Genomic DNA, 25483 nt, shown 5'->3' on the forward strand with positions numbered 1-25483 from the left:
TTGACAAAACTATCGGCGCGTGTCAGCCTCAGCCGATGACGGACTTCGACGCGATCGTCGTCGGCGCCGGCCACAACGGCCTGACCGCCGCCGCACTGCTGCAGAAGGCGGGCCTGCGCACGGCCTGCCTGGATTCCAAGCTCTACGCGGGCGGGATGGCTTCGACCGTCGAACTGTTCGACGGCTACAAGTTCGAGATCGCGGGCTCGGTTCAGGTGCCGACATCGGCGACGGTCAGCCGCGAACTCGGCCTCGACGGACTGCCCACCGTCGACCTCGACGTGATGTCGGTGTCGCTGCGCGGGATCGGGGATGAACCGTTCGTCTACTACACCGACCCGATCACGTTGATGACCCACGTCAACGAGGTGCACGGCGCGGAGGCCGTCAACGGGATGGCAGGCCTGATGGCCTGGTGTCAGGCCCCGACGAGAGCGCTGGGCCGGTTCGACGCGGGGCAGCCGCCCAAGACCATCGACCAGATGTATGACTGCGCCACAAACGAATTCGAACGCTCGACGATCACCGACCTGCTGTTCGGGTCGGTCACCGACGTGCTCGACCGCTACCTGCCCGACAAGGAGAAGCACGGCGCACTGCGCGGCATGCTCTCGCTGCTGGCCGTCAACACCACCTATCGCGGGCCTGCGACACCGGGCACCGCGGCCGCGTTGGCCTTCGGGTTCGCCGTGCCCGACGAGAACGCGCTGCTGGTCAAGAAGCTGCGGGGCGGTATCGGGGCGCTGACGTCGCATCTGTGTGAGGTGTTCACCACCAACGGTGGCCAACTGCGGCTGCGCAGCAAGGTCGCGGAGATAGTGGTCGCCGACGGCCGGGTCGGCGGTGTCCGCCTCGAGGACGGTTCGACACTGACCGCGCCGGTGGTGATCTCGGCGGTGGCACCGGACCTCACCGTCAACGGCCTGGTCTCGGCGGCGGCGGTGCCCGACGATGTCCGCCAGCGGTTCTCGCGCATCGACCACCGGGGTAGCTATCTGCAGATGCACTTCGCACTCGACGGGGTACCGGAGTTCGCGGCGCCCTACGAACTACTCAACGATCCGGCCATGCAGTCCAACATCGGGATCTTCTCCACGCCAGAGGAATTGCAGCAGCAGTGGGAGGACTGCCGACACGGGATCGTGCCTGCCGATCCGGCCATCGCGTTGCAGATCCCGTCGGTCAACGACCCCGGCCTGGCGCCTGCGGGCAAGCACGCCGCCTCGGCGTTCTCGCTGTGGTTCCCCGTCGAAGAGGGCGAGACCGGATACGGCCAGATGAAGGTCGAGATGGGCAGACGGGTGATCGAGAAGATCACCCGCCTGGCGCCCAACTTCGCCGATCTGATCATCCGCCACACCACGTTCACGCCCAAACACATGGGCACCATGTTCGGCGCTCCGGGCGGCGACTACTGTCACGGTCTGATCCATCCCGATCAGATGGGCATCAACCGGCCAGGGCCGAAAGGCTATGTCGATCAGCCGCTTTCGGTCGATGGGCTGTATCTGGGCAGCGCCGGCTGCCACGGTGGGCCCGGCATCACGTTCATCCCCGGCTACAACGCCGCCAAGGCGGCGCTCGCCGACCTGTAACGCGCCCCCCCTTGCCGCGAGCAGACGCAAAGTCAGCAGAACTCGCGGCGTGTCGCGCACTTTTGCGTCTGCTCGGCGGGAAACGGGACCTGTTTCGGCGGCCCGCTCACCGGGAACCACGACAGGCATGGGAGTCACCGTGGCGGTCACCGGGCCGACGGGCGAAATCGGGATCTCGGCCGTCACCGCACTGGAACGCGAAGCCGACGTCGACCGGATCATCGGGATGGCGCGGCGCCGCTTCGACCCAGGCGCGCAGGGCTGGACCAAGACCGAGTATCGGCAGGGCGACATCACCGACCGCGACGCCGTCGACAGGCTGGTCGCCGACGCCGATGTGGTGATCCATCTGGCCTTCATCATCATGGGCACCCGCGAGCAGAGCGCCCGCGTCAACCTCGCGGGCACCCGCAACGTGTTCGAGGCGACGGTGGCCGCCGGGCGTCCCCGCCGGTTGGTCTACACCTCGTCGGTCGCGGCCTACGGCTACCACTCCGACAATCCGGTGCCGATCACCGAGGACGTACCGCCGCGCGGGTCACCCGAGCATTACTACTCCGAGCAGAAGGCCGCATGCGAGGCCGCGTTGGCCGACATCGTCGCGGGTTCCGACCTCGAGGTCTACGTGCTGCGCCCCTGCATCGTCGCCGGGCCGAAGGCGCCTGCGCTCGCTGATGCGATGCCGTGGAACCAACTGCCCGGACCACTCAAGCGGATCACGCAGGCGCTGCCGCTGCTGAAGCCGCCGTTCCCGGATCCCGGCACCCCGCTGCAACTGGTGCACCACGACGACGTCGCCGCGGCAATCGCCTTGGCCGCAACGACTTCGGCGCCGCCGGGGGCGTACAACATCGCCGGAGACGGGGTGGTGTCGATGTCCACGCTCGCCGGACGGCTCGGCGCCAGGCCCGTACGGGTGCCGCGTATCGCGGCGACGGCCGTCTCCGAGGTGGTCGCCAGGCTGCCCTTCGTACCGTCGATTCTGGAGTGGCTGCACGTCGGGCGCACCTCGGTGGTGATGGATACGACGAAGGCCAAGACGCAGCTGGGCTGGACGCCGCGGTACACCACCGCCGAAACGCTGGTCGCGCTGGCCGAGTCCGTCTAACGCGCCATCGTCGAGTCCGGCGCGGCCCAGTCGGTCGAGACGAAGCGATGGCGGATCAGCCAGGCGTCGTCGACGGGAACGAACACGTCGCGGTACCGGCCGTAATGGTCGAGGCCCACCTCGGTGAGCACCGTGAAATAACTTGCGACACGAGCCTCGTTCGGTGATATCTCGAGGAAGCGGATGTTCGCGATGTTATGGCGCACAATGCGTTTGACGCCCGACGCTGCTGCGTTCTTCTCCGGCTCGGTGGTCGCGCCGCTGAGAAAGTCGACGATCGCCTCGCGTCCCCGCACCGGTTCACTGCCGCGCACTTCGAGCTCGCCGTCGGTGCAGAAGCTTTCGGCCAGTTCGGTCAGCCGCATCGCATCGCCAGACCAGTTGTATCGGGCCATCGTGTCCCTGATCCGCTCCCGTGCCGAAAGTTCCCAAAGTTCCATGAGCCCAACCGTAACCGGTTATCGTCACGCCATGGCCACCAGTGATTCCCGCGAGGTTGTGATCGAGGCGAGCCCGGCGCAGATCCTCGACGTGATCGCCGACGTCGAGTCGACGCCGAGTTGGTCGTCGCAGTACCAGAGCGCCGAGATCCTGGAGTCCTACGACGACGGCAGGCCCAAGCGGGTCAAGATGAAGGTGAAGTCCGCGGGCATCACCGACGAGCAGGTCGTCGAGTACACCTGGTCGGACAACAAGGCCAGCTGGACGCTGATCTCCGCGGGCCAACTGAAGGCGCAGGACGCCAGCTACACCCTGACGCCCGACGGCGACAAGACCAAGGTGCGCTTCGACATCACCGTCGACCTATCGGTGCCGTTGCCGGGCTTCGTGCTCAAGCGCGCGATGAAGGGTGCGATGGAGACCGCCACCGACGGCCTGCGCAAGCAGGTGCTCAAGGTCAACAAGGGTGGTTGACGCCGGTCCGTTGGCCGGCGTGAAAGTGCTCGAACTCGGCGGTATCGGGCCGGGACCGCACGCCGGGATGGTGCTGGCCGACCTCGGCGCCGACGTGGTGCGGGTGCGCCGCCCCGGTGGGCTGCAGATGCCCGCCGAGGACGTCGACCTGCTGCACCGCGGCAAGCGCACCGTCGACCTCGACGTCAAGCGCGACCCCGCGGCGTTTCTCGGCCTGGCCGCCAAGGCCGACGTGCTGCTGGACTGCTTTCGCCCCGGCACCTGCGAGCGCCTCGGCATCGGGCCCGACGACTGCGCGGCCGTCAACCCGCGGCTGATCTTCGCCCGCATCACCGGGTGGGGCCAGGACGGGCCGTTGGCAACCACCGCCGGCCACGACATCAACTATCTGTCGCAGACCGGTGCGTTGTCGGCCATCGGTTACCGCGACCGGCCGCCGGTCGCGCCGCTGAATCTCGTCGCCGACTTCGGCGGCGGGTCGATGCTCGTGCTGCTCGGCATCGTCACCGCGCTCTACGAACGCGAGCGGTCCGGTCTCGGTCAGGTGATCGACGCCGCGATGGTCGACGGCGTGAGTCTTCTGTCGCAGACGATGTGGACGATGAAGTCGACCGGCGCGCTGCGTGACGAGCGCGAATCGTTCCTGCTCGACGGCGGGGCGCCGTTCTACCGCAGCTACGAAACCTCCGATGGCAAGTACATGGCGGTCGGCGCGATCGAACCGCAATTCTTCGCGCAACTGCTCGCCGGCCTCGGCCTGGCCGCCGACGACGTGCCCGGCCAGTTCGACGTCGCCCGGTACCCGCAGATGCGCCGGATCTTCACCGAGCGGTTCGCCGGCAAAACCCGCGACCAGTGGGCGGCGATCTTCGACGGCACCGACGCCTGCGTCACGCCCGTGCTCACCTGGGCCGAGGCCGCGCGAAGCCCGCACCTGCTGGCGCGCTCGACGGTGGTCAGCGCACACGGCGTGGAGCAGGCCGCTCCGGCGCCCCGGTTCTCGCGCACCCCGGCCGGTCCGGTCGGCGCGCCGCCGCGGGCCGCCACGCCGTTGGCCGACATCGACTGGTAGCGACATTAGCTGCAAAAACCATTGCGCGAGGTTCGACTGGTAACTATGCTTTGCCGGTATGGCCATCCGCGCCTCGCGAGAGGTGGTCTTCGACGCCCCGCCGGGGGTGATCCTCGACGCACTTGCCGACATCGAGCAGGTGCCGACCTGGTCGCCGGTGCACAAGCGCGCCGAAGTGCTCGACCGCTACCCGGACGGTAGGCCCCGCCACGTCAAGGCGACGTTTCGGATCTTGGGGATCACCGACAAAGAGGTGCTCGAATACCACTGGGGCGACACCTGGATGGTCTGGGACGCCCAGGACACGTTCCAGCAACGCGGCCAGCATGTCGAGTACAACCTCACCCCCGTCGGCGAGGACCGCACCAACGTGCGCTTCGACATCACCTTGGACCTGGCGGCACCCATCCCGGAGTTCTTGCTGCGCAGGGCCAAGGAGATGGTGCTCAACATCGCGACGGAGTCGCTGCGCACCCGGGTGACCGCCGGCGCGACGCGATAGACGCCCGTCACGAGCGACGGAGCACGCTCAGCCGCCGGATCGCCTCGTCGAGAGTGTCGTCGCGTTTGCAGAATGCGAAGCGCACCAAGTGGTTCCACGCGTCAGCGTGCTGCGCGCCCGGATCGCAGAACGCCGACATCGGAATGGCGGCCACGCCCGCACGCTCCGGTAGCTGCGCGCAGAACGTGGCGCTGTCGTGGTAGCCGAGCGGACGCGGGTCCGCACACAGGAAGTACGTACCGGAGCTGTCGTGCACGTCAAACCCCAGCTCCGCCAACGCAGATCCCAGCCGGTCGCGCTTGGCCTGCATCGAGTCCCGTAGCGCCGCCACCCACGCTTCCTCGTGGTTGAGCGCATGCGCCACCGCGGGCTGGAAAGGCGCCCCGCCGACATAGGACAGGTATTGCTTGGCGGCTCGCACTCCGGCGATGAGATGCGAAGCGCCGCAGGCCCATCCGATCTTCCAGCCGGTGGCGTTGAACATCTTGGCCGCGCTCGAGATCGTCACCGTGCGTTCGGCCATGCCCGGGTAGGACGCCAGCGGGAGGTGCCGGTGGCCGTCAAATACCAGGTGTTCGTAGACCTCGTCGGTGATCACCAACAGGTCGGCGTCGATGGCCAGTTGCGCCAACGCTCGCAGTTCGCCGTCGGAGGCCACCATGCCCGTCGGGTTGTGCGGGCTGTTGACGATCAGCGCCCTGGTCTTCGGCGTGACCGCTCGCCGCAATCCGTCGACGTCGATGCGGAACCCGCGCCCGTCGGCACTCATCGGCACCGCGCGGCGCGTGCATCCCGCCATCGCAATGACGGGGGAGTAGGAGTCGTAGAACGGTTCGACCAGTAGCACTTCGGAGCCGGGTTCGACGAGCCCGAGCACCGCCGCCGCGATGGCCTCGGTGGCACCGACCGTCACCAATACTTCGGTGTCCGGGTCGTACTCGCTGCCGAAGTGACGCGCTCGCTGGGCGGCGATCGCCTCGCGCAGGGCGGGGATGCCCAGGCCCGGCGGGTATTGGTTGACGCCCTCGGCGATCGCGGACCGCGCCACCTCGAGCATCGCGGGCGGGCCGTCCTCGTCGGGAAACCCCTGGCCGAGGTTGACAGCGCCGATGCGGGCGGCCAGCGCCGACATCTCGGCAAAGATGGTGACCGCATAGGGCTGCAGTCGCTGCACGGTCATGGCAGTCGAGCCTATGCCCCCACGCGAAACCCCCGCGAACGTTGATTACCGCGCGCAAAATTGGCGAATTTTGTGCGGGTAATCAACGTTCGCGCGGAGAGGGGCGGGCAGTGAGGCTGCCCAACCAACAGGTTGGCCGAGGCCTGTTACGCTGCTGTCGGAGGATTACTGCCACCCCTGTGGTCACGGCCCCCGATAACCAACCTGAACAGGAATAATCTTCATGTCCGAAGAAGCCTTCATCTACGAGGCCATCCGTACGCCTCGCGGTAAGAACAAGAACGGCGCGCTCAACGAGGTCAAGCCGATCAACCTGGTGACGGGCCTGATCGACGAGATCCGTCGGCGCCACCCCGACCTCGACGAGAACCTGATCAGCGACCTGATCCTCGGTGTCGTCTCGCCCGTCGGCGACCAGGGCGGCGACATCGCCCGCACCGCGGCCATCGCGGCGGGCCTGCCGGAGACCACCGGCGGCGTGCAACTCAACAGGTTCTGCGCCTCAGGGCTGGAGGCGGTCAACACCGCCGCGCAGAAGGTGCGGTCCGGCTGGGACGACCTGGTGCTCGCCGGCGGCGTGGAGTCCATGAGCCGGGTGCCGATGGGGTCCGACGGTGGCGCCTGGGCCGCAGACCCGGAGACCAACTACCGCGTCGGTTTCGTGCCCCAGGGCATCGGCGCCGACCTGATCGCGACCATCGAGGGCTTCTCCCGCGAGGACGTCGACCGCTACGCGCTGCGCTCCCAGGAGAAGGCGGCCGCGGCGTGGTCGGGTGGCTACTTCGCCAAATCCGTTGTGCCGGTGCGTGACCAGAACGGCCTGGTCATCCTCGACCACGACGAGCATATGCGTCCCGACACCACGCTGGAGGGCTTGGGCAAGCTCAAGACCGCGTTCGACGGCATCGGCGCGATGGGCGGCTTCGACGATGTGGCGCTGCAGAAGTACCACTTCGTCGAGAAGATCAACCACGTGCACACCGGTGGTAACAGCTCGGGCATCGTCGACGGCGCCGCGCTGGTGCTCGTCGGCAATGAAAGGGTGGGAAAGGCTCAGAACTTGACGCCGCGCGCCCGCATCGTCGCGACCGCCACCAGCGGCGCCGACCCGGTGATCATGCTGACGGGTCCGACACCGGCCACCCGCAAGGTGCTCGACCGCGCCGGGCTGACCGTCGACGACATCGACCTGTTCGAGCTCAACGAGGCGTTCGCGTCGGTGGTGCTGAAGTTCCAAAAGGACCTGAACATCCCCGACGAGAAGCTCAACGTCAACGGCGGTGCCATCGCGATGGGCCACCCGCTGGGCGCCACCGGCGCGATGATCACCGGAACCATGGTCGACGAGCTCGAGCGCCGCGGTGCGCGTCGCGCGCTGATCACACTGTGTGTCGGCGGCGGCATGGGTGTCGCGACCATCATCGAGAGGGTTTAACTTCCATGGCAGAGAACACCATTCAGTGGGACAAGGATGCCGACGGCATCGTCACCCTGACGCTGGACGACCCGACCGGGTCGGCCAACGTGATGAACGAGCACTACAAACAGTCGATGACAAAGGCCGTCGAGCGCCTTGTGGCCGAGAAGGACTCGATCACCGGCGTGGTCATCACCAGCGCGAAGAAGACCTTCTTCGCCGGCGGCGACCTCAAGAGCATGATCCAGACCGGACCGGAGAACGCCGGCGAGGTCTTCGACGAGGTCGAGGGCATCAAACGTGACCTGCGTGCGCTGGAGACGCTGGGCAAGCCCGTCGTGGCCGCGATCAACGGCGCGGCACTGGGCGGTGGACTCGAGATCTGTCTGGCGTGTCATCACCGCATCGCCGCCGACGTCAAGGGCGTCGTGCTCGGCTTCCCCGAGGTGACGCTGGGCCTGCTGCCCGGCGCGGGTGGCGTGGCCCGCAGCGTGCGGATGTTCGGCATTCAGCAGGCGTTCATGGAGGTGCTGAGCCAGGGCACCCGCTTCAAGCCGGGTAAGGCCAAGGAGATCGGGCTGGTCGACGAATTGGTCGGCAGCGTCGAGGAATTGGTGCCCGCCGCCAAGGCATGGATCAAGGCCAACCCGGACGCGCACACCCAACCGTGGGACGCCAAGGGCTACAAGATGCCCGGCGGTACGCCGAGCTCCCCGGGGCTGGCGAGCATCCTGCCGTCGTTCCCGGCGCTGCTGAAGAAGCAGCTCAAGGGCGCGCCGATGCCTGCACCGCGGGCGATTCTGAACGCGGCGGTCGAGGGCGCACAGGTCGACTTCGAGACCGCGTGCCGCATCGAGAGCCGCTACTTCACCTCGCTGGTCACCGGCCAGGTCGCCAAGAACATGATCCAGGCGTTCTTCTTCGACCTGCAGACCATCAACGGCGGCGGGTCGCGGCCCGACGGCATTCCGCAGAGCCGGCCGAACAAGATCGGCGTGCTGGGCGCGGGCATGATGGGCGCCGGCATCGCCTACGTCTCGGCCAAGGCCGGCTTCGACGTGGTGCTCAAGGACGTCAGCCTCGAGGCCGCGCAGAAGGGCAAGGGCTACTCGGAGAAGCTCGAGGCCAAGGCGCTTGAGCGGGGCCGCACCACCGAGGAGAAGTCGAAGGCGCTGCTCGATCGCATCACGCCGACCGGTGACGCCGCCGACCTCAAGGGCGTCGACTTCGTCATCGAGGCGGTGTTCGAGAACTCCGAACTCAAGCACAAGGTGTTCCAGGAGATCGAGGACATCGTCGAGCCCAACGCGCTACTGGGGTCCAACACCTCCACGCTGCCGATCACCGGTCTGGCGACCGGGGTGAAGCGCCAGGAGGACTTCATCGGGATCCACTTCTTCTCACCCGTCGACAAGATGCCGCTGGTGGAGATCATCAAGGGCGAGAAGACCTCTGACGAGGCGCTGGCCCGGGTGTTCGACTACACGCTGGCCATCGGCAAGACGCCGATCGTCGTCAACGACAGCCGCGGCTTTTTCACCAGCCGCGTCATCGGCACGTTCGTCAACGAGGCGCTGGCCATGCTCGGCGAGGGCGTGGCGCCGGCCAGCATCGAAGCCGCGGGTTCGCAGGCCGGGTACCCGGCCCCGCCGCTGCAACTGTCCGACGAGCTCAACCTCGAGTTGATGGCCAAGATCGCCACCGAGACCCGCAAGGGCGCGGAGGCCGCGGGCCAGACCTATCAGCCGCACCCGGCCGAGGCCGTCGTCAACAAGATGATCGAGATCGGCCGGCCCAGCCGATTGAAGGGCGCCGGCTTCTACGAGTACGTCGACGGCAAGCGCACCGGACTGTGGCCAGGGCTGCGGGAGACGTTCAAGTCCGGCAGCAGCGACATTCCGCTGCAGGACATGATCGACCGGATGCTGTTCGCCGAGGCGCTGGAGACCCAGAAGTGCCTCGACGAAGGCGTGCTCACCTCGACCGCCGATGCGAACATCGGCTCGATCATGGGCATCGGCTTCCCGCCGTGGACCGGCGGTAGCGCGCAGTTCATCGTCGGCTACGAGGGACCGGCCGGCCGCGGCAAGGAGGCGTTCGTCGCGCGGGCCAAGGAACTGGCCGCCCGCTACGGCGAGCGGTTCACCCCGCCGGCGTCGCTGACCAGCTGATCAAACCGACCCCAGGTCGGCCGACAGCCAGTGCTGTGGCCGCAGGAAGATCGCCACGCTGTCGCCGTGCTCGCGGCGGGCGAACTCCAGGTAGGTGTCGACCGCCTCCGGGGGAAGGTAGCGCCTGGTGAGCTCGACGAGTTGATCGTCGGTGCCCGCTTCGATGCGGCTGACCGGGCCGTCGACCGCGACATAGCGGACCGTCGGCTCGAGTCGCTGGGCCATCAACGTGAACTCGCCCTGCGCCTCGATCAGGCGGTGCTTGCGCGAACCGTTTCCGGTGAGCACCCACGACTCCCCGCCCGGGCTGTACTGGTACCAGATGGGAACGGTCAGCGGTCTGGTGCTTATGCGCCGACGCGAGAGAAGAACGCCATGGTGACCAGGCCGATCGCGATCGACAGCGTGGTCTGACCCATTGCCGCGGTGCTCACGATGCCGGCGATGGCGGCGATCGCGATGAGGGCCAGCAGCAGCACCAACGGCCACCTGACACCGACGACGCCCCCACGGGCGGGATGCCGGTCCACTCCGGCGGATCGATCGCGGACCACCACTACCTCCTGTGGCTCACATCACAATTTCTGCCTGTGTGTGAGCCACACCATACAGGCCGGTGACGGGGCAGGCCACCTGCCCTGCCGCGGTGGCGTCGCATAGAGTCCCATCACATGCGCTTCGGACTGTTCATCCCGCAGGGCTGGCGACTCGACCTGGTGGGCATCCCCACTGAGAAGCACTGGCAGGTGATGCGCGACCTCGCCGCGTACGCCGACAACTCGGCGTGGGACTCGCTGTGGGTCTACGACCACTTCCACACCGTCCCGGTGCCCACCACCGAGGCCACCCACGAGGCGTGGTCGCTGATATCGGCGTACGCCGCGACGACCTCCCGGATCAAGCTGGGCCAGATGTGCACGGCCATGAGCTACCGCAACCCGGTGTATCTGGCCAAGGTCGCCGCCACCGTCGACGTGATCTCCGGCGGCCGCGTGCAGATGGGCATCGGCGGCGGCTGGTACGAACACGAATGGCGCGCCTACGGTTACGGCTTTCCCTCCGCCGGGGTACGACTGGCCCGCCTCGACGAGGGTGTGCAGATCATGCGGACCGCCTGGCGCGACGGCACGGTCACCTTCGCCGGTAAGCACTACGAGGCCGACGGGGCGATCGTCGAGCCAAAGCCGTTGCAGGAGATCCCGCTGTGGATCGCCGGCGGTGGCGAAAAGGTGACGTTGCGCATCGCGGCGTCCTACGCGCAGTACACCAACTTCACCTCCGATCCCGAGGGTTTCGCGCACAAGTCGCAGGTCCTGGCCGCGCACTGTCGCGACGTCGGCACCGACTACGACGCGATCGTGCGCTCGGCCAATTTCAACGCGGTGATCGGCGAGTCCGAGACCGACGTCGCCGACCGGGTGGCGCGGCTGCGCGAGCGCCAGGTGGCGGTGGCCGACGAATCCGCCGTCGACGCCATGCTGAGCACCGTGGCCGCGCCGGAATCGGCAAGCGGCACACCGGAACAGATCATCGAGAAGCTGACCAGGATGCGTGACCTCGGCTGTGAGTACGCCATCCTCTACTGTCCCGAGGCGGCCTATGACCGGTCGGGGATCGAACTTTTCGAACGCGAGGTCATCCCCGCATTGAGTTGAGCGCCGTTTCGCCGGCATCGTCTGAAAAGGAGCACCGGTATGGAGAAGATCTCACTGAAAGCAGTGGCGCGCGAGCACCTCGAGAAGGCCCGCGCAGCCAAGAGCGGGCGCTCCGCGGAAACCGTCTACGGCGGCCATGAGCATTCGCTGCGCCAGACGCTGCTTGCGCTGACCGCGGGCAACGAGCTCGACGAGCATGAGAGCCCCGGCGAAGCCACGCTGCAGGTGCTGCACGGCCGGGTCACGGTGACCGACGCGCAGCACACCTGGGAAGGATCGGCGGGCGACCATATCGTCATCCCGCGCACCCGGCACGGTCTGCAGGCGATCGAGGATTCGGTGGTGTTATTGACCGTCGCGAAAAGCGTTGGGCCGCATACCTAGATCGCCGGGCCAAGCAGGTCGTCGGCGTCTTTGATGACATAGCCGTAGCCCTGTTCGGCGAGGAACCGCTGCCGGTGTGCGGCGTACTCGGCGTCCAGGCTGTCGCGCGAAACCACCGAGTAGAAGATCGCGCCGCCGCCGTCGGCCTTGGGGCGCAGCAGCCGGCCCAGCCGTTGCGCCTCTTCTTGCCGTGATCCGAAGGTGCCCGAAACCTGAACGGCCACACTGGCTTCCGGCAGATCGATCGAGAAGTTCGCGACCTTGCTGACCACCAGTGTGGAGACCTCGCCGCGGCGGAACGCGTCGAAAAGCGCCTCGCGTTCGGCGGTCTTGGTGGACCCCTGGATCACCGGCGCGTCGAGTTCTGCGCCCAGTTCCTCGAGTTGGTCGAGGTAGGCGCCGATCACCAGCGTCTGCTCGCCGGGGTGTCTGGCCAGGATCGATTTCACCACCGCGATCTTGGTGTGCACCGTCGAGCACAGCTTGTAGCGTTCGTCGGGTTCGGCCACGGCGTAGAGCATCCGCTCGTTGTCGGTCATCGTCACCCGCACCTCGACGCACTCGGCGGGCGCGATCCAGCCCTGGGCCTCGATGTCCTTCCACGGCGCGTCGTAGCGCTTGGGTCCGATCAGCGAGAACACGTCGCCCTCGCGGCCGTCCTCGCGGATCAGCGTGGCGGTCAGGCCCAGGCGCCGCCGTGACTGCAGGTCGGCGGTCATCCGGAACACCGGGGCGGGCAGCAGGTGCACCTCGTCGTAGATGATCAGGCCCCAGTCCCGGCTGTCGAACAACTCCAGGTGCCGGTACTCGCCCTTGGTGCGGCGGGTGATCACCTGGTAGGTCGCGATGGTGACCGGACGGATCTCCTTGCGCTCCCCGGAGTACTCGCCGATCTCGCCCTCGGTCAGCGACGTCCGGTTGATCAGCTCGCGCTTCCACTGCCTGCCGGCGACGGTGTTGGTCACCAGGATCAGCGTGGTCGCCGACGCCTTGGCCATCGCGGCGGCGCCGACGAGCGTCTTGCCCGCCCCGCAGGGCAGCACCACCACACCGGATCCACCCTCCCAGAACGAATCGGTGGCCATCTGCTGGTAGTCACGCAGGTGCCAGTCGTCCTGCGCCAGGCTGATCGGGTGCTTCTCGCCGTCGACGTAGCCGGCCAGGTCCTCGGCGGGCCAGCCGATCTTGAGCAGCATCTGCTTGACCCGGCCGCGCTCGCTGGCGTGCACGATCACGGTGTCGTCGTCGAGGCGCTCGCCCAGCATCGGGGCGATCTTCTTGTTGCGCAGCACCTCCTCGAGCACCGCGCGGTCCAGGCTCACCAGCGTCAGCCCGTGCGCCGGGTGCTTGACCAGCTGCAGGCGGCCGTAGCGCGCCATGGTGTCGACGATGTCGACCAGCAGCGGCTGCGGCACCGCGTAACGCGAGTACGTCACCAGCGCGTCGACGACCTGCTCGGCGTCGTGGCCCGCCGCGCGGGCGTTCCACAGCGCCAACGGCGTGATGCGGTAGGTGTGTACGTGCTCGGGTGCGCGTTCGAGCTCGGCGAACGGGGCGATCGCGGCGCGCGCGGCACCGGACTGCTCATGCTCGATCTCCAGCAGCACCGTCTTGTCGGACTGCACGATCAGGGGGCCGTCGGTCATTTCGTCCATTATCCCGGTCGCGCGGGGGTGTCCGCGAAAACCACCGAGGTGACGCGGTGGATCGCGAACTCGCGCAGCCGCCCGGACGCCGAATCGTAGGCGGTCAGCTGACCGCCCCGCACATTTTTCGGCGCCACCACCCGCTGGGTGGCGACCCCGGCCGGGTCGACGTACCCGATCACCACCGAGTCCTGATTCTGCGCGGCCTGCTGCAGCTGGGAGATGGCCGTGGCCGGGTCCAGCCGCATACCCGACGACGGGCCGCCTGCGACCTTGCGCAGCACCGCGACGATCGCGCCCAGGGTCTGCGTCGTCGGTCGCGGCGGCGGCCGGTAGGCGCGGCGGCCCGGCGGTCCGGCCACCCGGGCACCGCGGGCGCGCAGATCGACGATCGCCCCTGTCGAGTCCTCGGCCGCGGGTGCGAACCCCGCGGTCCGCAGCGCCGTGAGCACGTCGCCGATGGACGCCACAGAGACCGCGACCGTCGGTGCGAGCAACCGCAACTCCACCGCCGCGGTGGCCGGCGCACCGACCGCCTGGGCCAGCAGCGCGGAGTCCTCACACCGCACGAACGAGGCGGCCATGCCGACCCGCAGCTGCCCGTGCCGGCGTGCCACGTCGTCGATGAGGTACGTCAGCCCCTGCGGCACCGGGGTCTTGGAGTGCCGTTTGAACAAGGCGTGCAGTTCGCCCGCGGTGCGGCCGGTGTCCAGCGCCCGCCGTATCGAGGCCTCACCGATGCGGTAGACCATCGCCGCTCCCGCCGACTCCACGTCGGCGACGACAGCCAGTTGTTCGGCGAGCTCGCGTTCCAGCGGACCGGGCACGATGACGGTCAGGTCGGCCTGCAGCAAGAAGTGGTCGATCGGGGCGGGCAGCACCTTGGCCATCGCCTTGACCACGTCCTCGGGCGGGTCGCCGGCCAGCATGGCTCGGGCCGGGGTGGCCAGTGCACCGCGGCCGACCAACCCCAGCAGGTGGGCCTCGGTCAACAGGTCCTCGACCGGGCCCGGCTGCAGACGCGCATGCCAGCGGGGCCGGCGCCAGATCATCGCCCGCGACGCCTCGCCGGCGTCCACGCCCGCGCCGGGCGGCAGGTCGGCGAGCATGTTCAGCAGCAGCCGCCGGTCCAACGGAGCCGCCGTGGAGAACAGCGAATCAGACAGCGCCGCAAAGGGTTTTCCGTCTTGTCCGCGCCGCCCGATCAGCCCCGGCCTGCCCGGCAGGTCCAGCCACGTCGAGGCCAGCAGGTGCCACTTGGCCGCCGTCGGGGTCTCGACGAACCGGTCGGCGGCCACCGTGGGCGCCCAGTACGGGCCCGCGCCGTCGGCCGGGTCGGGTTCGGGCATGCCCGCGGCGATCAGCCCCGCCGCGGCGCTCACCTCGAGCATCAGCCCGAGCCGGCGTTCGTCGATGCCGGTGGTCTTCACCAGCCGTTTGACGTCGCGGATGCCCAGCCCGCCGCTGCGCAGTTCGGGGATCGGGGTGGCGCCCAACGTCGCCAGCAGCAGTTCGACTTCGCGCAGCAGGTCGAGCGCGGCGCCGGCGGCGACCGCGTCGACGTCGGCCGCGGTCGTCGTCGACACCACCGGATCGGGCTCGGTCAGCTCGGTCGGGCCGGGAAGCTCGCCGCGCAGCACCTGACCAACCACGCGCGGCAGGATCACCGTCTCGGTGTCGAGTTGGCGCAGCAGTCCCGCGGCCAGCAGGCGCTGCACCGGGCGGTCCGCGGGGGTGCCGGGGGCGGCGTCGCGGGTGCGGCCCATCGGCGAGCCTTCCAGCAACTTCTGTAGAAGTTCGGCCTGCGGCCCGTCGAGGGCCGCCAGCCGATCGGCGAGGTCGGCGGGCTCGGTGTCTTCGACGGTGACCTGGCCGGGATACCAGGGCAGCCCGCCGGCGGTCTCGGCGGCGACCCGCACCGCGGCGCCGTCGCGGTCACCCCACACCAGTGCACGCTCGCGAAGGGCGTCGACGGCAGCGGCGATGGCGTCCTCGGACGCGCGGTGCCCGACCAGCTCGACGAGCTTGGTCACCGGCACCGCGGCGGTGTCGGCGTGCAGCACCAGCAGCGCGTCGAGCACCGCGAGCTGGCGAAAGTCGAGGTCGTCGGTGGCGGCCTTGACCGACTGCCGCGACTGGCCCCTGGCCGCCAGCGCCGCGATCGTGGCGGGCGGCGGTTGTGTCAGGTCGGGTCGCAGCTCCAACAGCCGGACCAGCCGATCGTCGTCCAGATCGGCCAGCCAGGCGCCCAACGGGACGCCCGGGGAGTGTTCGGTCATTGCTGACCAGGGTAAAGCAGAGCCGGGGTGTCGCCCTTGCCCGAGCCGTTTGCCAGAATGGCAGGCGTGGCAGACAACAAGCGACAGAAGAAGCAGTACGTCGACCCGGGCTGGCCCGAGGTCGGCGGCGAGGACGATCACGCGGTCAGCGAACTGGCCACCGACCGGACCGGCGCACTGTCGCCCTACGGCACACTGGCCATCCCGCGGCCGTCCGACGACGTCCCGTACGTACACCCCGTCACGGTCGTCAACAGGTAACGGTGTCCGAAGCTGAAGCCGGCGTTCCTGCCCCCGGGAGGGGCCGGCTTTCGCACCTGGACGAAACGGGCGCGGCACACATGGTCGACGTGACCGCGAAGGACACCACCAAGCGCACCGCCGTCGCGGCCGGCTCGCTGGTCACCACCTCCGAGGTGGTAGCGATGATCGCGGCGGGCGGGCTGCCCAAGGGCGACGCGCTCGCGACGGCGAGGGTGGCCGCCATCCTCGCCGCCAAGCGCACCAGCGACCTCATCCCGCTCTGCCACCAGCTGTCGCTGACCGGGGTGGACGTCGACTTCGAAATCGGCGACGCGCACATCGCGATCACCGCGACCGTGCGCAGCACCGACCGCACGGGTGTCGAGATGGAGGCGCTCACCGCGGTCAGCGTGGCCGCGCTGACGCTCTACGACATGATCAAGGCCGTCGACCCCGCCGCGCGCATCGACGACATCCGGGTGCTGCGCAAAGAGGGCGGCAAGACCGGCATCTGGACGCGATGACATGAGATCGGGACGGGTCGTCGTCGCCTCGACACGCGCCGCCGCGGGGGTCTACCAGGACCGCTGCGGACCGCTCGTCGTGGACTGGCTCACCAAGCGGGGCATCGACACCGCCGCGCCGGTGGTGGTCGCCGACGGCGACGACGTCGGCGCCGCACTCCGTGCCGCCGTCAACGAAAACGTCGACGTGATCATCACTTCCGGCGGCACCGGGATCTCGCCGACGGACGCCACGCCCGCGGTCACCGCCGACCTGCTGGACTATCAGATCCCCGGACTGGCCGAGGCGATCCGGCGGGCCGGGCTGCCGAAGGTGCCGACGTCGGTGCTGTCGCGCGGGGTGTGCGGGGTGGTAGGACGCACGCTGATCGTGAACCTGCCCGGCTCGCCGGGCGGGGTCAACGACGGCCTCGCGGTGCTCGCCGACGTGCTGGAACACGCGCTGGATCAGCTCGCCGGAAAGGACCATCCCCGATGAGGAAGGTGCTGCGCGCCGAACTCACCGAGCGGCCGATCGAGGTGGCCGAACACGAGGCGCTCGTCGCGCACACCGCCGCGGGCGCGGTGGTCTCCTTCGCCGGGGTGGTGCGTGACCACGACGGCGGGCGCACCGTGACGCGGTTGGACTACTCGGCGCACCCCACCGCAGCGCAGACCCTGGCCGACATCGCCGACGAGGTCGCCGCCGCATCGGACGGCGTGCGCGCGATCGCGGTGAGCCATCGCATCGGCAGCCTGCAGATCGGGGACGCGGCCCTGGTGGCCGCCGTCGCCGCCGACCACCGTGGCGCGGCGTTCGAGACGTGTCAACGCCTGGTGGACACCGTCAAGGCCCGGCTACCGGTGTGGAAGCACCAGTTCTTCGACGACGGCTCCGAGGAGTGGGTCAACTCGGCGTGACACCCGCGGCCGCCGGCTAGGCCGGCGGAAGGACCGGTGGCGCAGGCGGAGCGGGCGGTGCCGGCTCGACCGGCGCGGCACCCGGGAGGTTCGGTGGCGGGCCGCCCGGCGAATCCGGCGTGGTCAGCGGACGCTGCGTCAGCGCCAGCAACGCGTCCTTGCCGGTGATCTCCTGGGTCTGGATCGCGTGCCAGATCTCCTTGAGATAGGAGACGTTCGGGCTGTCCGTGCCGACCTGGGTGCGGTCCATCGTGGTGCCGGGCGGCAGGTTCTCCGGGCCGATGAGGTGCGGGACGCCTTCCGGCGGTGCCACCGGGAGCTCACCGGACACCGCCTGGTTGGCCGCATCCAGCGCGGGCTGCGGGATGTCGACGGGAGCCGGCGGGGGCGGGGGCAGCACCGGATCGAGCGGCGCGGGCGTCAGCGGCGCCCCGACGTCCAGAGACCACAGTTGGGGAGCCTCGCCGGGAGCCGGAACCTCTTCGGCGACATCCCAGTTCGCGGACGCATGCTCGATGGTGGCCTCCACCGGCGGGGGTGGGGGCGGCTCGGGTAGCGGGGCGGCCAGCGCGTCGACAGGGGCGTCGACGGGGGCCGGCGGCGGTGGGGGTGGCGGTGCGAACGGGTCGACCGGCGGAGGCGGGGGCGCCTCGGGTAGCGGGGCGGCCAGCGCGTCGACAGGGGCGTCGACCGGAGCCGGGGGCGGTGGGGGTGGCGGTGCGAACGGGTCGACCGGCGGAGGCGGGGGCGCCTCGGGCAGCGGGGCGCCCAGCGCGTCGACCGGCGCCGGAGGGGGCGGTGGCGGCGGTGCGAACGGGTCGACCGGCGGCGGAGGCGGCAGCTCACCGTTGAGCGCGGCGACGTCGGCGGTCTCCGGTTCGGTCGGCACGTTGCGTGGCGTGTGCCCCGACAGCGGGCCGCCGCAGGACGGCCATGCGCCCTTGCCCTGGGTGGCGAGCACCCGTTCGGCGACCGCGATCTGCTCTTCCTTGGTGGCCAGATAGGCGGCGGGCGCATACTCGCCGCCGCCGTGCGAGGACCATGTGCCCGGCGAGAACTGCAGCCCGCCGTGGTAGCCGTTGCCGGTGTTGATGGCCCAGTTGCCGCCGGACTCGCACTTGGCGACCTGATCCCATTCGCCGTCGGTGGCGGCGCCAGCATGCCCGGCGAGGGCGAGGCTTCCGGTGCCGACGACTGCGCCCGTGAAGGCGATCTTTGCGACGTTTACAGCCGATGCAGTGGGCTTACGATGCCGTCCACTCATGGGTGCGTTGCTGTCCTCTCGTCGGCGCCTGCGAGGTCAGCTGTCGGGTTCGGGCTGGAGAGGTTGCCCGGCCGGTGTCGCGAAGGACGCCGGCTTCACCCCAAGGAGCCGGGTCTGGCTCCTGGTCCTGCTACTGCTTTCGGTGGACCGGTGGGTCCCCCGCCTCCATCCAGATGGTGTGTCGTTGTGGCGTGCCCGACGGATGGAGCTCGGCGCGGTCTGGCACGGCGGGCCGAATGAATCGTTGGTCGTCGGCCTGCGAGTGACCGTAACGGCTCCGCGTGGGGACGTCATCTTTTGCCGGTAACGGCGTTTCCGATGGTGGCAAATATTAAAAGGGCTCTAAAGGCGCAGGAGATTTTCGCGTTGTCGCAGGTGCCGTCGAGCCATATTCGCCGCCGAGCAGCCCGTGACCAATTCGTTATGTGATGGAAATCACCGTTATCCGCCGGCGAACGGGGGAAGAACGTCGACCGTTTGAGCGTCGCCCAGCACCGCCGTCGCATCCCGCACCGCGACCCCGTCGCACAGGAACGTGCAGCGCGCCAACACCTTGGCCAGGTGGGCGTCGCGCGCGCTCAACACCTCGACCAGGTCCCCGACCGTGGTGCCGGCCTCGACGCCGAGGATCTCGTCGTCGACACCGGCCGCGGCGCGCGCGGCGGCGAAGTACCGCACCGTCACCTTCACGACGCTCAGCCGCCGATCGCGCTCATCGGACGGTCCGGTTGGACGAAGCCGACGTCGTTGATGCCGTGGCCGGCGGCCTTCGTCCACATCGCGGCCCGCCAGGCGTACTCGATCGCGTCGTCGTCGGCGCCCGAGCGCAGCAGGCCCCGCAGATCGCTCTCCTCGCGCGCGAACAGACAGTTGCGGATCTGCCCGTCGGCGGTCAGCCGGGTGCGGTCGCACGCCGCGCAGAAGGCATCGGACACCGAGGCGATGATGCCCACCTTGTCGGGCCCGCCGTCGACCTGCCACAGCGCCGCGGGGGCCGATCCCCGTGGCGCCGGGTCCGGGGTCAGGTCGAAATGCGCGCGTAGCGCCCGCAGCACGTCGTCGGCGCTGATCGTCCGGTCGCGTTGCCACTGGTGGCCGGCGTCCAGCGGCATCTGCTCGATGATGCGCAACTGGTAGCCGTGCGCGAGGCAGAACCGCAGCAGGGCCACCGCGTCATCGAGGCCGGTGTCGGGATCGAGCACGGCGTTGACCTTCACCGGGTCCAGCGCGGCGGCCTTGGCGGCGGCCAGGCCCGCGAGCACGTCGGCCAACCGGTCGCGGCGGGTGATGCGGTTGAAGCGGGCGGGGTCGACGGTGTCCAGCGAGACGTTGATCCGGTCCAGACCGGCCCGCTTGAGCGTGGCGGCCCGGGTGTCCAGCCCGATTCCGTTGGTGGTCAACGTGATTTCGGGACGCGGCCGCAGGGCCGCAGTCGCGGCGATGACGTACTCGAGGTGCTTGGCCACCAGCGGCTCGCCGCCGGTGAACCGCACCTGGGTGATGCCCAGCCGGGTCACCGCGATGCGCAGCAGCCGGACGAGTTCCTCGGCGGTCAGCGTTTCGCGGCCCGGCAGCCAGTCGAGGCCTTCGGCGGGCATGCAGTACGTGCAGCGCAGGTTGCACCGGTCGGTCAGCGACACCCGCAGATCGGTGGCCACCCGGCCGAACGTGTCGACGAGCGGGCCGTCGGCGGGCGCCGGTTCGGTCGGACCGAACGAGGGCACGCCGAGGTCGACGACGCTCATATGGCGCCTCGCACACGGGTGTCGAGCGAATCGACCGGCACGATCTCCTTGCCGAGCGGCACCAACGAGACCGGCACCATCTTGAGGTTGGCCAGCGCCAGCGGGATCCCGATGATCGTGACGGCCATCGCGACCGCGCTGATGACATGGCCGATGGCCAGCCAGATGCCGAACAGCACCACCCAGATGACGTTGCCGATCAGCGCGCCGGGCCGGGTGCCGGGCTTCTCCACGATGGTGCGGCCGAAGGGCCACAGCGCATAGGACGCGATGCGCAGTGCGGCGAAACCGAACGGGATCGTGATGATCAGCACGAAGCAGATCAGGGCCGCCAGCAGGTAACCGAGGGCCAGCCACAGACCGCCGAAGATCAACCAGATGACATTCAGGATCAGGCGCATCTTCCCTCCAGCGGTGGCCTCAGACTACCGACTCGGGCGTAGGGTGAGCGCGGGCGGTGATATCCGGTGAAACCGAAGACGACCGATTTCCGCACTTTTGTCAGTGAGCGCCAAGATCCGCTGCGCCACCGGTACCGCACCGAGCCCGAGGCGGCGCAGATCACCGATCGGGCCCGGGCGGTGCGCGGCGCCGAACTCGATCCGTTCCACGGCTGCGTCGTCCCCGGCACCAGCGGCGGGGAGTCCGTCGTCAAGGTCGGGGCCCACGCGGCGGTGGGTGGCTACCACGACGACCCCAACCCGGGCGACATCCTGTGCGCGGCGCTGGCATGTTGTCTGGACTCGACGCTGCGGATGGTCGCCAACCGGTTGGGCGTCGCGCTGACACACCTCGAGGTCGACGTCGCCGCCGATGTGGACGTGCGCGGGGCGCTCATGGTCGATGACCAGACGCCGGTCGGGTTCACCGCGATGCGCTGCGATGTCGACCTCGCCGTCGCCGAGGGCACCCCGAAGCCGCTCCTGGACGGGTTGCTCGCCGCGGCCGAGCGCTGCTGCATCGTGATGAACACGCTGCGCGGCGGTGTTCCGGTGACCACCACCGTGAACGGCGCTGGCTAAACGGGGTGCTGACGGTGTCGCGTGCCGAGTAGGATCGGCAGACGCGTCCCGGCGCAGGCGGGGCGCTTTCCTTATGTCAGTACGAGACGAGCGGGTGAGACCAGTGCCGACCGGCCGGGTTAAGTGGTACGACGCCGAGAAGGGCTTCGGCTTTCTGTCGCAGGAAGACGGCGAGGACGTCTACGTGCGGTCTTCGGCGTTGCCCGCGGGCGTGGAGACCCTCAAGGCGGGCCAGCGCGTGGAGTTCGGCGTGGCTGCGGGCCGCCGCGGTCCGCAGGCGCTCAGTGTGACGATCCTCGACCCGCCGCCCAGCCTGTCGCGGACCCGGCGCGAGGCGGCCGCCGCCGAGCGCAAGCACACCCCCGACGAACTGCACGGCATGATCGAGGACATGATCGTGCTGCTGGAAAGCGCGGTGCAGCCCGAACTGCGCAAGGGCCGCTATCCCGACCGCAAGTCCGCGCGGCGGGTCTCCGAGGTGGTTCGCGCGGTCGCCCGGGAGCTCGAGTCCTGACGTTGTCCCGGGTATCCCGCCGAAACTGAACTTCTGCACGAAAATTCGCGGCTCTGTGCCGCATATCTTCAGTTTCGGCGGGCATGCTGGCGTCATGGCTTATGTTGCCGAGGACGCCGGTGGCGAGTTCAACCGCGACACCGACTACATCTCCACCCGGATCACCGCCGACGGCCGCGACGGTTACCCCGTCGAACCGGGCCGCTATCGGCTGGTGGTGGCGCGGGCCTGTCCGTGGGCCAACCGCGCGATCATCGTGCGCCGGCTACTCGGCCTCGAAGACGCGGTGTCCATCGGGTTTTGCGGCCCCACCCATGACCAGGACAGCTGGACGTTCGACCTCGACCCGGGCGGTGTCGACCCGGTGCTGGGGATACCGCGGCTCAAGGACGCCTATCTCAAGCGCATCCCGGACTACCCCAAGGGCATCACGGTCCCGGCGCTCGTCGACGTGCCCACCGGCGAGGTCGTCACCAACGACTTCGCGCAGATGACGCTGGACTTCTCCACCGAGTGGACGAACTTTCACCGCGACGGCGCGCCCCAGCTGTACCCCGAGCCGCTGCGCGACGAGATCGACGAGGTGGCCCACCGCATCTACACCGAGGTCAACAACGGGGTGTACCGCTGCGGCTTCGCCGGCTCACAGGAGGCCTACGACGCGGCCTACGACCGGTTGTTCACCGCGCTGGACTGGCTCTCCGAGCGCCTGGCCGGGCAGCGCTACCTGGTCGGCGACACCATCACCGAGGCCGACGTGCGCCTGTTCACCACGCTGGCGCGCTTCGACCCCGTCTACCACGGCCACTTCAAATGCAATCGGCACAAGCTCTCCGAGATGGCAGTGCTGTGGGCCTACGCGCGTGATCTGTTCCAGACCCCCGGGTTCGGCGACACCGTCGACTTCGTGCAGATCAAGCAGCACTACTACATCGTGCACACCGACGTGAACCCGACGCAGGTGGTGCCCAAGGGGCCGGAGCTGTCCAACTGGCTCAGCGCGCACGGCCGGGAAGCGTTGGGCGGCAGGCCCTTCGGCGACGGCACCCCGCCCGGTCCGACGCGCGAGGGTGAGCGGGTGCCCGCCGGTCACTCCGCCTGAGGCCACACCATCCGCACCGACCACTCGGCGTGCGGCAGCGGGAACTCGTTGCCCTGCTCGTCGCGGACCAGCGTCGGAAGCTGCACGGCGAGGCCGAACAGCCGTCCGCGGTGCGGGTCGACGGTGGGCACAGTGACCGCCAGCCGGGAGTCGGGTGCGAACCCCTCGACGACGTCGTCGCCCTCGTAGGAGCGCACCAGCACCCACGGGGCGCGCGAAATCTGCTGCGGGACCGACAATTGCACCGGATGTTCCGGGTCGACGGTCAGTTCGCCGCTGTCTTGCGGGGTCTCGCAGTCGGTCGGATCGAGCACCTTGCAGTAGCGGTAGGGCCCGACGCGCTGCAGTTGGCCGTCGGAGAAGGCGCTGATCTCCGGGTACCTCGGCGCCGGACGCTGTGACAAACGCCAGATCAGCACACCGGTGACCACCGACGCGACGAGAACCACCACCGCCCATGCGGTAACGACGCGTTTCACTCCCAGCCCACCGCCGCGGCGTCGGCCCGACCGCCCTCCTGCTCGGCGAGCACGGGTCGGTTCCCGCCGAAGCCCGGGATCAACGACTCACCGCGATAGCTCACCACCGTCTGGGCCAACCCGAGGATCAACACCGCGCTGACCGCGGTGAAACCCACCCACAGGTCGGTGTAGATCAGCACGCCGATGGCCCCGCCAGTGACCCAGGCCAACTGCAGCAGCGATTCCGAACGCCCGAACGCCGACGCGCGGGACCTCTCGGGCAGATCGTCCTGCAGCGATGCGTCCAGCGACGCCTTGGCGATCGCACTGGCCGCCGAGGTGACCAGCGTCGCGATCGCGGTCACCAACAGATTGCCGGCCACCGCCGCGGCCAACGCGGCCACCGTCACCGCGATCGCGCAGCGCACCACCATCTGCGCGGGATGGCCCAGCTTCAGGCGTGCGGCGGTGAAGTTGCCGCCGAAGTTGCCGACGGCCGCGGCCACCCCGATCACCCCGAGGATGCGCAACTGCTCCCAACCGCCGACCTCGTGGGCCTTGGCCACGAACGCCGGGTAGAGGAACAAAAAGCCGACCATCACCTTGACCGTGCAGTTACCCCACAGCGCGGTGATGGTGTTGCGGCCCAACGGCTGTCGGGCAGCACCGGGGGCGCCGCGCCCGTCGGGATCGCGGCGCAACTCACCGCGGCGACCGTGGTAGGTCAGCGTCGCGGGCACCTCGCCCTCGGTGACCTCGACCCACTTGGGGATCCGCATCGACAGCACCGCACCGGCCACCGACACCGCGACCAGCACATACAGTGCGCCCGGAGCGTTGAACAGGTTGAACAAGTACTCCGCGCCGGCGGCGATGGCCCCGGCGACCATGGTGCCGCCGAGCAGGCCGAAGGTGGTCAACCGGGAATTGACCCGCACCAGATCGATGGTGGGCGGCAGCACCCGGGGCGCCACCGCGCTGCGCAACACGCTGAACGACTTGGACAACACCATCATCGCCAGCGCGCACGGATAGAGCACCCATGACGGGAAGCTGCCCGTCTCGCCGTCGTAGTTGGCGATCAGCACCAGCGCCAGCGCGGTGCGCAGCACGAACGAGGTGGCCAGCGCCACCCGACGGCCGTGCTGGAGGCGGTCCAGCGCCGGGCCGATCAGCGGAGCGATGACCGCGAACGGCGCGATGGTGATCAACAGGTACAGCGCGACCCGGCTCTTGCTCTCACCGGTGGCCGCCGCGAAGAACAACGTGTTGGCCAGCGCGACGGCCATCGCGGCGTCGACGGCGAAGTTGGCCACCACCGGCCACGTCAGCGCGGTCAGACCGGACTTGTCCGCGCCGTCGGCGGTGGCGGCCCGGTGCACCAGGCCGTACATCTTGGAGCCCATCTCCCGGCTGCGCTGGGCGCCGGCGTGTACGGCCCTGGTCACCGTGACCCGCTCGCCTGCTCCGCCGCCGACGCCGGGTGGCGGCGGGGCCGACGTATGCGGCCGGGCCGGTTCGTCCAGCGGCGGCAGCCAGCGGTTGGCGCTGGGCGCGGGCCGGTCCCGGCGGGCCCTTCGGTAGCCGGGCTCGCTGGGGTAATTCGCCATTCCGGGGTGCTCGTCGGGGGGCCGGGGCGGGTAGTAGCGGGGGTCACGCCGACCCGTCGAGTCCCTGTGGTCACGACGAGGTTCGGTCACGTCGTCGATTCTCCCCCATCGCGGCGGCGACGGGCGTGCAGCCGACCGGTGTGGCTACTGGTTGGCCGGTGGGGCAAAATTGCG

Annotated in this window: 27 protein-coding genes, 1 pseudogene and 1 riboswitch; of the genes and pseudogenes, 16 read left to right on the plus strand and 12 right to left on the minus strand. The window is 69.2% G+C overall.

Annotated features, from left to right (window positions below; translation table 11 throughout):
* Positions 1–35: 35 nt before the first annotated feature.
* Positions 36–1595 carry a phytoene desaturase family protein gene (locus ABQE89_RS14875; RefSeq protein ID WP_448417806.1) on the plus strand — a complete coding sequence of 520 codons (1560 nt, stop codon included), beginning with the start codon at positions 36–38 and terminating at the stop codon, positions 1593–1595.
* 127 nt (positions 1596–1722) lie between these two features.
* The gene (locus ABQE89_RS14880; protein WP_448417808.1) at positions 1723–2703 is read left to right on the plus strand and encodes an NAD-dependent epimerase/dehydratase family protein; all 981 of its coding nucleotides are present in this window, start codon (positions 1723–1725) and stop codon (positions 2701–2703) included.
* Here the strand turns inward: ABQE89_RS14880 and ABQE89_RS14885 are convergent.
* Positions 2700–3143, minus strand: a complete 444-nt coding sequence (locus ABQE89_RS14885; RefSeq protein ID WP_448417810.1) for a nuclear transport factor 2 family protein — start codon at positions 3141–3143, stop codon at positions 2700–2702. The two genes, ABQE89_RS14880 and ABQE89_RS14885, sit on opposite strands and share 4 nt — an antisense overlap.
* Positions 3144–3174: 31 nt before the next feature.
* Between ABQE89_RS14885 and ABQE89_RS14890 the strand changes: the two genes are divergently transcribed.
* From ABQE89_RS14890 to ABQE89_RS14900, 3 genes are read left to right on the plus strand one after another with little or no spacing between them, the layout of a single operon-like run.
* Entirely contained in the window at positions 3175–3618 is a 444-nt protein-coding gene (locus ABQE89_RS14890) for an SRPBCC family protein (protein ID WP_448417812.1), read from the plus strand.
* A complete protein-coding gene (locus ABQE89_RS14895; protein ID WP_448417814.1) occupies positions 3611–4690 on the plus strand; it encodes a CaiB/BaiF CoA transferase family protein in 1080 nt (359 codons plus the stop codon). Before ABQE89_RS14890 ends, ABQE89_RS14895 begins: the two co-directional genes overlap by 8 nt.
* 58 nt (positions 4691–4748) lie before the next feature.
* Positions 4749–5192, plus strand: coding sequence for an SRPBCC family protein (locus tag ABQE89_RS14900; protein ID WP_448417816.1), 444 nt, complete (start codon positions 4749–4751; stop codon positions 5190–5192).
* A gap of 7 nt (positions 5193–5199) precedes the next feature.
* Here ABQE89_RS14900 and ABQE89_RS14905 read toward each other — a convergent pair whose 3' ends face one another.
* A complete protein-coding gene (locus tag ABQE89_RS14905) occupies positions 5200–6372 on the minus strand; it encodes a pyridoxal phosphate-dependent aminotransferase (RefSeq protein ID WP_448417818.1) in 1173 nt (390 codons plus the stop codon).
* A gap of 223 nt (positions 6373–6595) precedes the next feature.
* On the opposite strand from ABQE89_RS14905, the gene ABQE89_RS14910 reads away from it, so the two are divergent.
* Together ABQE89_RS14910 and ABQE89_RS14915 are read left to right on the plus strand one after the other, a co-directional pair.
* Positions 6596–7807 (plus strand): acetyl-CoA C-acetyltransferase, encoded by a 1212-nt coding sequence (locus ABQE89_RS14910; protein ID WP_448417820.1) that lies wholly within the window; start codon positions 6596–6598, stop codon positions 7805–7807.
* 5 nt (positions 7808–7812) lie between these two features.
* Entirely contained in the window at positions 7813–9960 is a 2148-nt protein-coding gene (locus ABQE89_RS14915; RefSeq protein ID WP_448417822.1) for a 3-hydroxyacyl-CoA dehydrogenase NAD-binding domain-containing protein, read from the plus strand.
* Here ABQE89_RS14915 and ABQE89_RS14920 read toward each other — a convergent pair.
* Positions 9961–10299: pseudogene (locus ABQE89_RS14920) on the minus strand (pyridoxamine 5'-phosphate oxidase family protein); the annotation flags it as partial. It abuts the gene before it with no gap.
* An 8-nt stretch (positions 10300–10307) separates the two neighbouring features.
* Positions 10308–10514, minus strand: a complete 207-nt coding sequence (locus tag ABQE89_RS14925) for a hypothetical protein (RefSeq protein ID WP_448417824.1) — start codon at positions 10512–10514, stop codon at positions 10308–10310.
* A 117-nt stretch (positions 10515–10631) separates the two neighbouring features.
* Between ABQE89_RS14925 and ABQE89_RS14930 the strand changes: the two genes are divergently transcribed.
* Together ABQE89_RS14930 and ABQE89_RS14935 are read left to right on the plus strand one after the other, a co-directional pair.
* Positions 10632–11615 (plus strand): LLM class F420-dependent oxidoreductase, encoded by a 984-nt coding sequence (locus ABQE89_RS14930; protein WP_448417826.1) that lies wholly within the window; start codon positions 10632–10634, stop codon positions 11613–11615.
* Positions 11616–11654: 39 nt separating this feature from the next.
* Positions 11655–11999: a cupin domain-containing protein gene (locus ABQE89_RS14935; protein WP_448417828.1), complete on the plus strand. Its 345-nt coding sequence runs from the start codon at positions 11655–11657 to the stop codon at positions 11997–11999.
* Here the strand turns inward: ABQE89_RS14935 and ABQE89_RS14940 are convergent.
* Positions 11996–13645: a DNA repair helicase XPB gene (locus ABQE89_RS14940; protein WP_448417830.1), complete on the minus strand. Its 1650-nt coding sequence runs from the start codon at positions 13643–13645 to the stop codon at positions 11996–11998. The two genes, ABQE89_RS14935 and ABQE89_RS14940, sit on opposite strands and share 4 nt — an antisense overlap.
* Before the next feature lie 8 nt (positions 13646–13653).
* The gene (locus ABQE89_RS14945) at positions 13654–15924 is read right to left on the minus strand and encodes a helicase-associated domain-containing protein (protein ID WP_448417832.1); all 2271 of its coding nucleotides are present in this window, start codon (positions 15922–15924) and stop codon (positions 13654–13656) included.
* A 57-nt stretch (positions 15925–15981) separates the two neighbouring features.
* Between ABQE89_RS14945 and ABQE89_RS14950 the strand changes: the two genes are divergently transcribed.
* From ABQE89_RS14950 to ABQE89_RS14965, 4 genes are all read left to right on the plus strand, one after another.
* A complete protein-coding gene (locus ABQE89_RS14950) occupies positions 15982–16185 on the plus strand; it encodes a hypothetical protein (RefSeq protein WP_448417834.1) in 204 nt (67 codons plus the stop codon).
* Positions 16186–16265: 80 nt separating this feature from the next.
* Positions 16266–16691 carry a cyclic pyranopterin monophosphate synthase MoaC gene (gene moaC, locus ABQE89_RS14955; protein WP_448417836.1) on the plus strand — a complete coding sequence of 142 codons (426 nt, stop codon included), beginning with the start codon at positions 16266–16268 and terminating at the stop codon, positions 16689–16691.
* A 1-nt stretch (position 16692) separates the two neighbouring features.
* Positions 16693–17169 (plus strand): MogA/MoaB family molybdenum cofactor biosynthesis protein, encoded by a 477-nt coding sequence (locus ABQE89_RS14960; RefSeq protein WP_448417838.1) that lies wholly within the window; start codon positions 16693–16695, stop codon positions 17167–17169.
* Complete coding sequence (locus ABQE89_RS14965) at positions 17166–17591, plus strand: molybdenum cofactor biosynthesis protein MoaE (protein ID WP_448417840.1); 426 nt, start codon at positions 17166–17168, stop codon at positions 17589–17591. The genes ABQE89_RS14960 and ABQE89_RS14965 overlap by 4 nt, the downstream gene beginning before the upstream one ends.
* A gap of 16 nt (positions 17592–17607) precedes the next feature.
* Here the strand turns inward: ABQE89_RS14965 and ABQE89_RS14970 are convergent, their stop codons facing one another.
* The 4 genes from ABQE89_RS14970 to ABQE89_RS14985 form a co-directional block, all read right to left on the minus strand.
* Entirely contained in the window at positions 17608–18855 is a 1248-nt protein-coding gene (locus ABQE89_RS14970) for a transglycosylase family protein (protein ID WP_448417842.1), read from the minus strand.
* 10 nt (positions 18856–18865) lie between these two features.
* Positions 18866–19044, minus strand: a riboswitch (cyclic di-AMP (ydaO/yuaA leader).
* A 252-nt stretch (positions 19045–19296) separates the two neighbouring features.
* On the minus strand, positions 19297–19545 hold the full coding sequence (locus ABQE89_RS14975; RefSeq protein ID WP_448417844.1) for a MoaD/ThiS family protein: 249 nt from the start codon (positions 19543–19545) through the stop codon (positions 19297–19299).
* A gap of 5 nt (positions 19546–19550) precedes the next feature.
* Complete coding sequence (gene moaA / locus ABQE89_RS14980) at positions 19551–20600, minus strand: GTP 3',8-cyclase MoaA (protein ID WP_448417846.1); 1050 nt, start codon at positions 20598–20600, stop codon at positions 19551–19553.
* Positions 20597–21001 carry a YccF domain-containing protein gene (locus tag ABQE89_RS14985; protein WP_448417848.1) on the minus strand — a complete coding sequence of 135 codons (405 nt, stop codon included), beginning with the start codon at positions 20999–21001 and terminating at the stop codon, positions 20597–20599. Before ABQE89_RS14985 ends, moaA begins: the two co-directional genes overlap by 4 nt.
* Before the next feature lie 66 nt (positions 21002–21067).
* Here ABQE89_RS14985 and ABQE89_RS14990 point away from each other — a divergent pair, with 66 nt between their 5' ends.
* From ABQE89_RS14990 to ABQE89_RS15000, 3 genes are all read left to right on the plus strand, one after another.
* Complete coding sequence (locus ABQE89_RS14990; RefSeq protein ID WP_448417850.1) at positions 21068–21622, plus strand: OsmC family protein; 555 nt, start codon at positions 21068–21070, stop codon at positions 21620–21622.
* A 103-nt stretch (positions 21623–21725) separates the two neighbouring features.
* Positions 21726–22136 carry a cold-shock protein gene (locus ABQE89_RS14995; protein WP_448418018.1) on the plus strand — a complete coding sequence of 137 codons (411 nt, stop codon included), beginning with the start codon at positions 21726–21728 and terminating at the stop codon, positions 22134–22136.
* Between the two features lie 94 nt (positions 22137–22230).
* A complete protein-coding gene (locus tag ABQE89_RS15000; RefSeq protein ID WP_448417852.1) occupies positions 22231–23238 on the plus strand; it encodes a glutathione S-transferase family protein in 1008 nt (335 codons plus the stop codon).
* On the opposite strand, the gene ABQE89_RS15005 is transcribed toward ABQE89_RS15000, so the two are convergent.
* Positions 23226–23717 carry a DUF2771 domain-containing protein gene (locus ABQE89_RS15005; RefSeq protein WP_448417854.1) on the minus strand — a complete coding sequence of 164 codons (492 nt, stop codon included), beginning with the start codon at positions 23715–23717 and terminating at the stop codon, positions 23226–23228. The genes ABQE89_RS15000 and ABQE89_RS15005 overlap by 13 nt on opposite strands.
* Entirely contained in the window at positions 23714–25399 is a 1686-nt protein-coding gene (locus tag ABQE89_RS15010; RefSeq protein ID WP_448417856.1) for an MFS transporter, read from the minus strand. The genes ABQE89_RS15005 and ABQE89_RS15010 overlap by 4 nt, the downstream gene beginning before the upstream one ends.
* Positions 25400–25483: the final 84 nt, after the last annotated feature.

This window comes from Mycolicibacterium sp. XJ1819 (assembly GCF_053483675.1).

Excerpts from the sequence above, each read along its gene's own strand:
- ABQE89_RS14875 (WP_448417806.1), top strand. The coding sequence starts at position 36 with ATGACGGACTTCGACGCGATCGTCGTCGGCGCCGGCCACAACGGCCTG.
- ABQE89_RS14880 (WP_448417808.1), top strand. The coding sequence starts at position 1,723 with ATGGGAGTCACCGTGGCGGTCACCGGGCCGACGGGCGAAATCGGGATC.
- ABQE89_RS14885 (WP_448417810.1), bottom strand. The coding sequence starts at position 3,143 with ATGGAACTTTGGGAACTTTCGGCACGGGAGCGGATCAGGGACACGATG.
- ABQE89_RS14890 (WP_448417812.1), top strand. The coding sequence starts at position 3,175 with ATGGCCACCAGTGATTCCCGCGAGGTTGTGATCGAGGCGAGCCCGGCG.
- ABQE89_RS14900 (WP_448417816.1), top strand. The coding sequence starts at position 4,749 with ATGGCCATCCGCGCCTCGCGAGAGGTGGTCTTCGACGCCCCGCCGGGG.
- ABQE89_RS14905 (WP_448417818.1), bottom strand. The coding sequence starts at position 6,372 with ATGACCGTGCAGCGACTGCAGCCCTATGCGGTCACCATCTTTGCCGAG.
- ABQE89_RS14910 (WP_448417820.1), top strand. The coding sequence starts at position 6,596 with ATGTCCGAAGAAGCCTTCATCTACGAGGCCATCCGTACGCCTCGCGGT.
- ABQE89_RS14915 (WP_448417822.1), top strand. The coding sequence starts at position 7,813 with ATGGCAGAGAACACCATTCAGTGGGACAAGGATGCCGACGGCATCGTC.
- ABQE89_RS14930 (WP_448417826.1), top strand. The coding sequence starts at position 10,632 with ATGCGCTTCGGACTGTTCATCCCGCAGGGCTGGCGACTCGACCTGGTG.
- ABQE89_RS14935 (WP_448417828.1), top strand. The coding sequence starts at position 11,655 with ATGGAGAAGATCTCACTGAAAGCAGTGGCGCGCGAGCACCTCGAGAAG.
- ABQE89_RS14940 (WP_448417830.1), bottom strand. The coding sequence starts at position 13,645 with ATGACCGACGGCCCCCTGATCGTGCAGTCCGACAAGACGGTGCTGCTG.
- ABQE89_RS14945 (WP_448417832.1), bottom strand. The coding sequence starts at position 15,924 with ATGACCGAACACTCCCCGGGCGTCCCGTTGGGCGCCTGGCTGGCCGAT.
- ABQE89_RS14950 (WP_448417834.1), top strand. The coding sequence starts at position 15,982 with ATGGCAGGCGTGGCAGACAACAAGCGACAGAAGAAGCAGTACGTCGAC.
- moaC (WP_448417836.1), top strand. The coding sequence starts at position 16,266 with ATGGTCGACGTGACCGCGAAGGACACCACCAAGCGCACCGCCGTCGCG.
- ABQE89_RS14960 (WP_448417838.1), top strand. The coding sequence starts at position 16,693 with ATGAGATCGGGACGGGTCGTCGTCGCCTCGACACGCGCCGCCGCGGGG.
- ABQE89_RS14965 (WP_448417840.1), top strand. The coding sequence starts at position 17,166 with ATGAGGAAGGTGCTGCGCGCCGAACTCACCGAGCGGCCGATCGAGGTG.
- ABQE89_RS14970 (WP_448417842.1), bottom strand. The coding sequence starts at position 18,855 with ATGAGTGGACGGCATCGTAAGCCCACTGCATCGGCTGTAAACGTCGCA.
- moaA (WP_448417846.1), bottom strand. The coding sequence starts at position 20,600 with ATGAGCGTCGTCGACCTCGGCGTGCCCTCGTTCGGTCCGACCGAACCG.
- ABQE89_RS14985 (WP_448417848.1), bottom strand. The coding sequence starts at position 21,001 with ATGCGCCTGATCCTGAATGTCATCTGGTTGATCTTCGGCGGTCTGTGG.
- ABQE89_RS15000 (WP_448417852.1), top strand. The coding sequence starts at position 22,231 with ATGGCTTATGTTGCCGAGGACGCCGGTGGCGAGTTCAACCGCGACACC.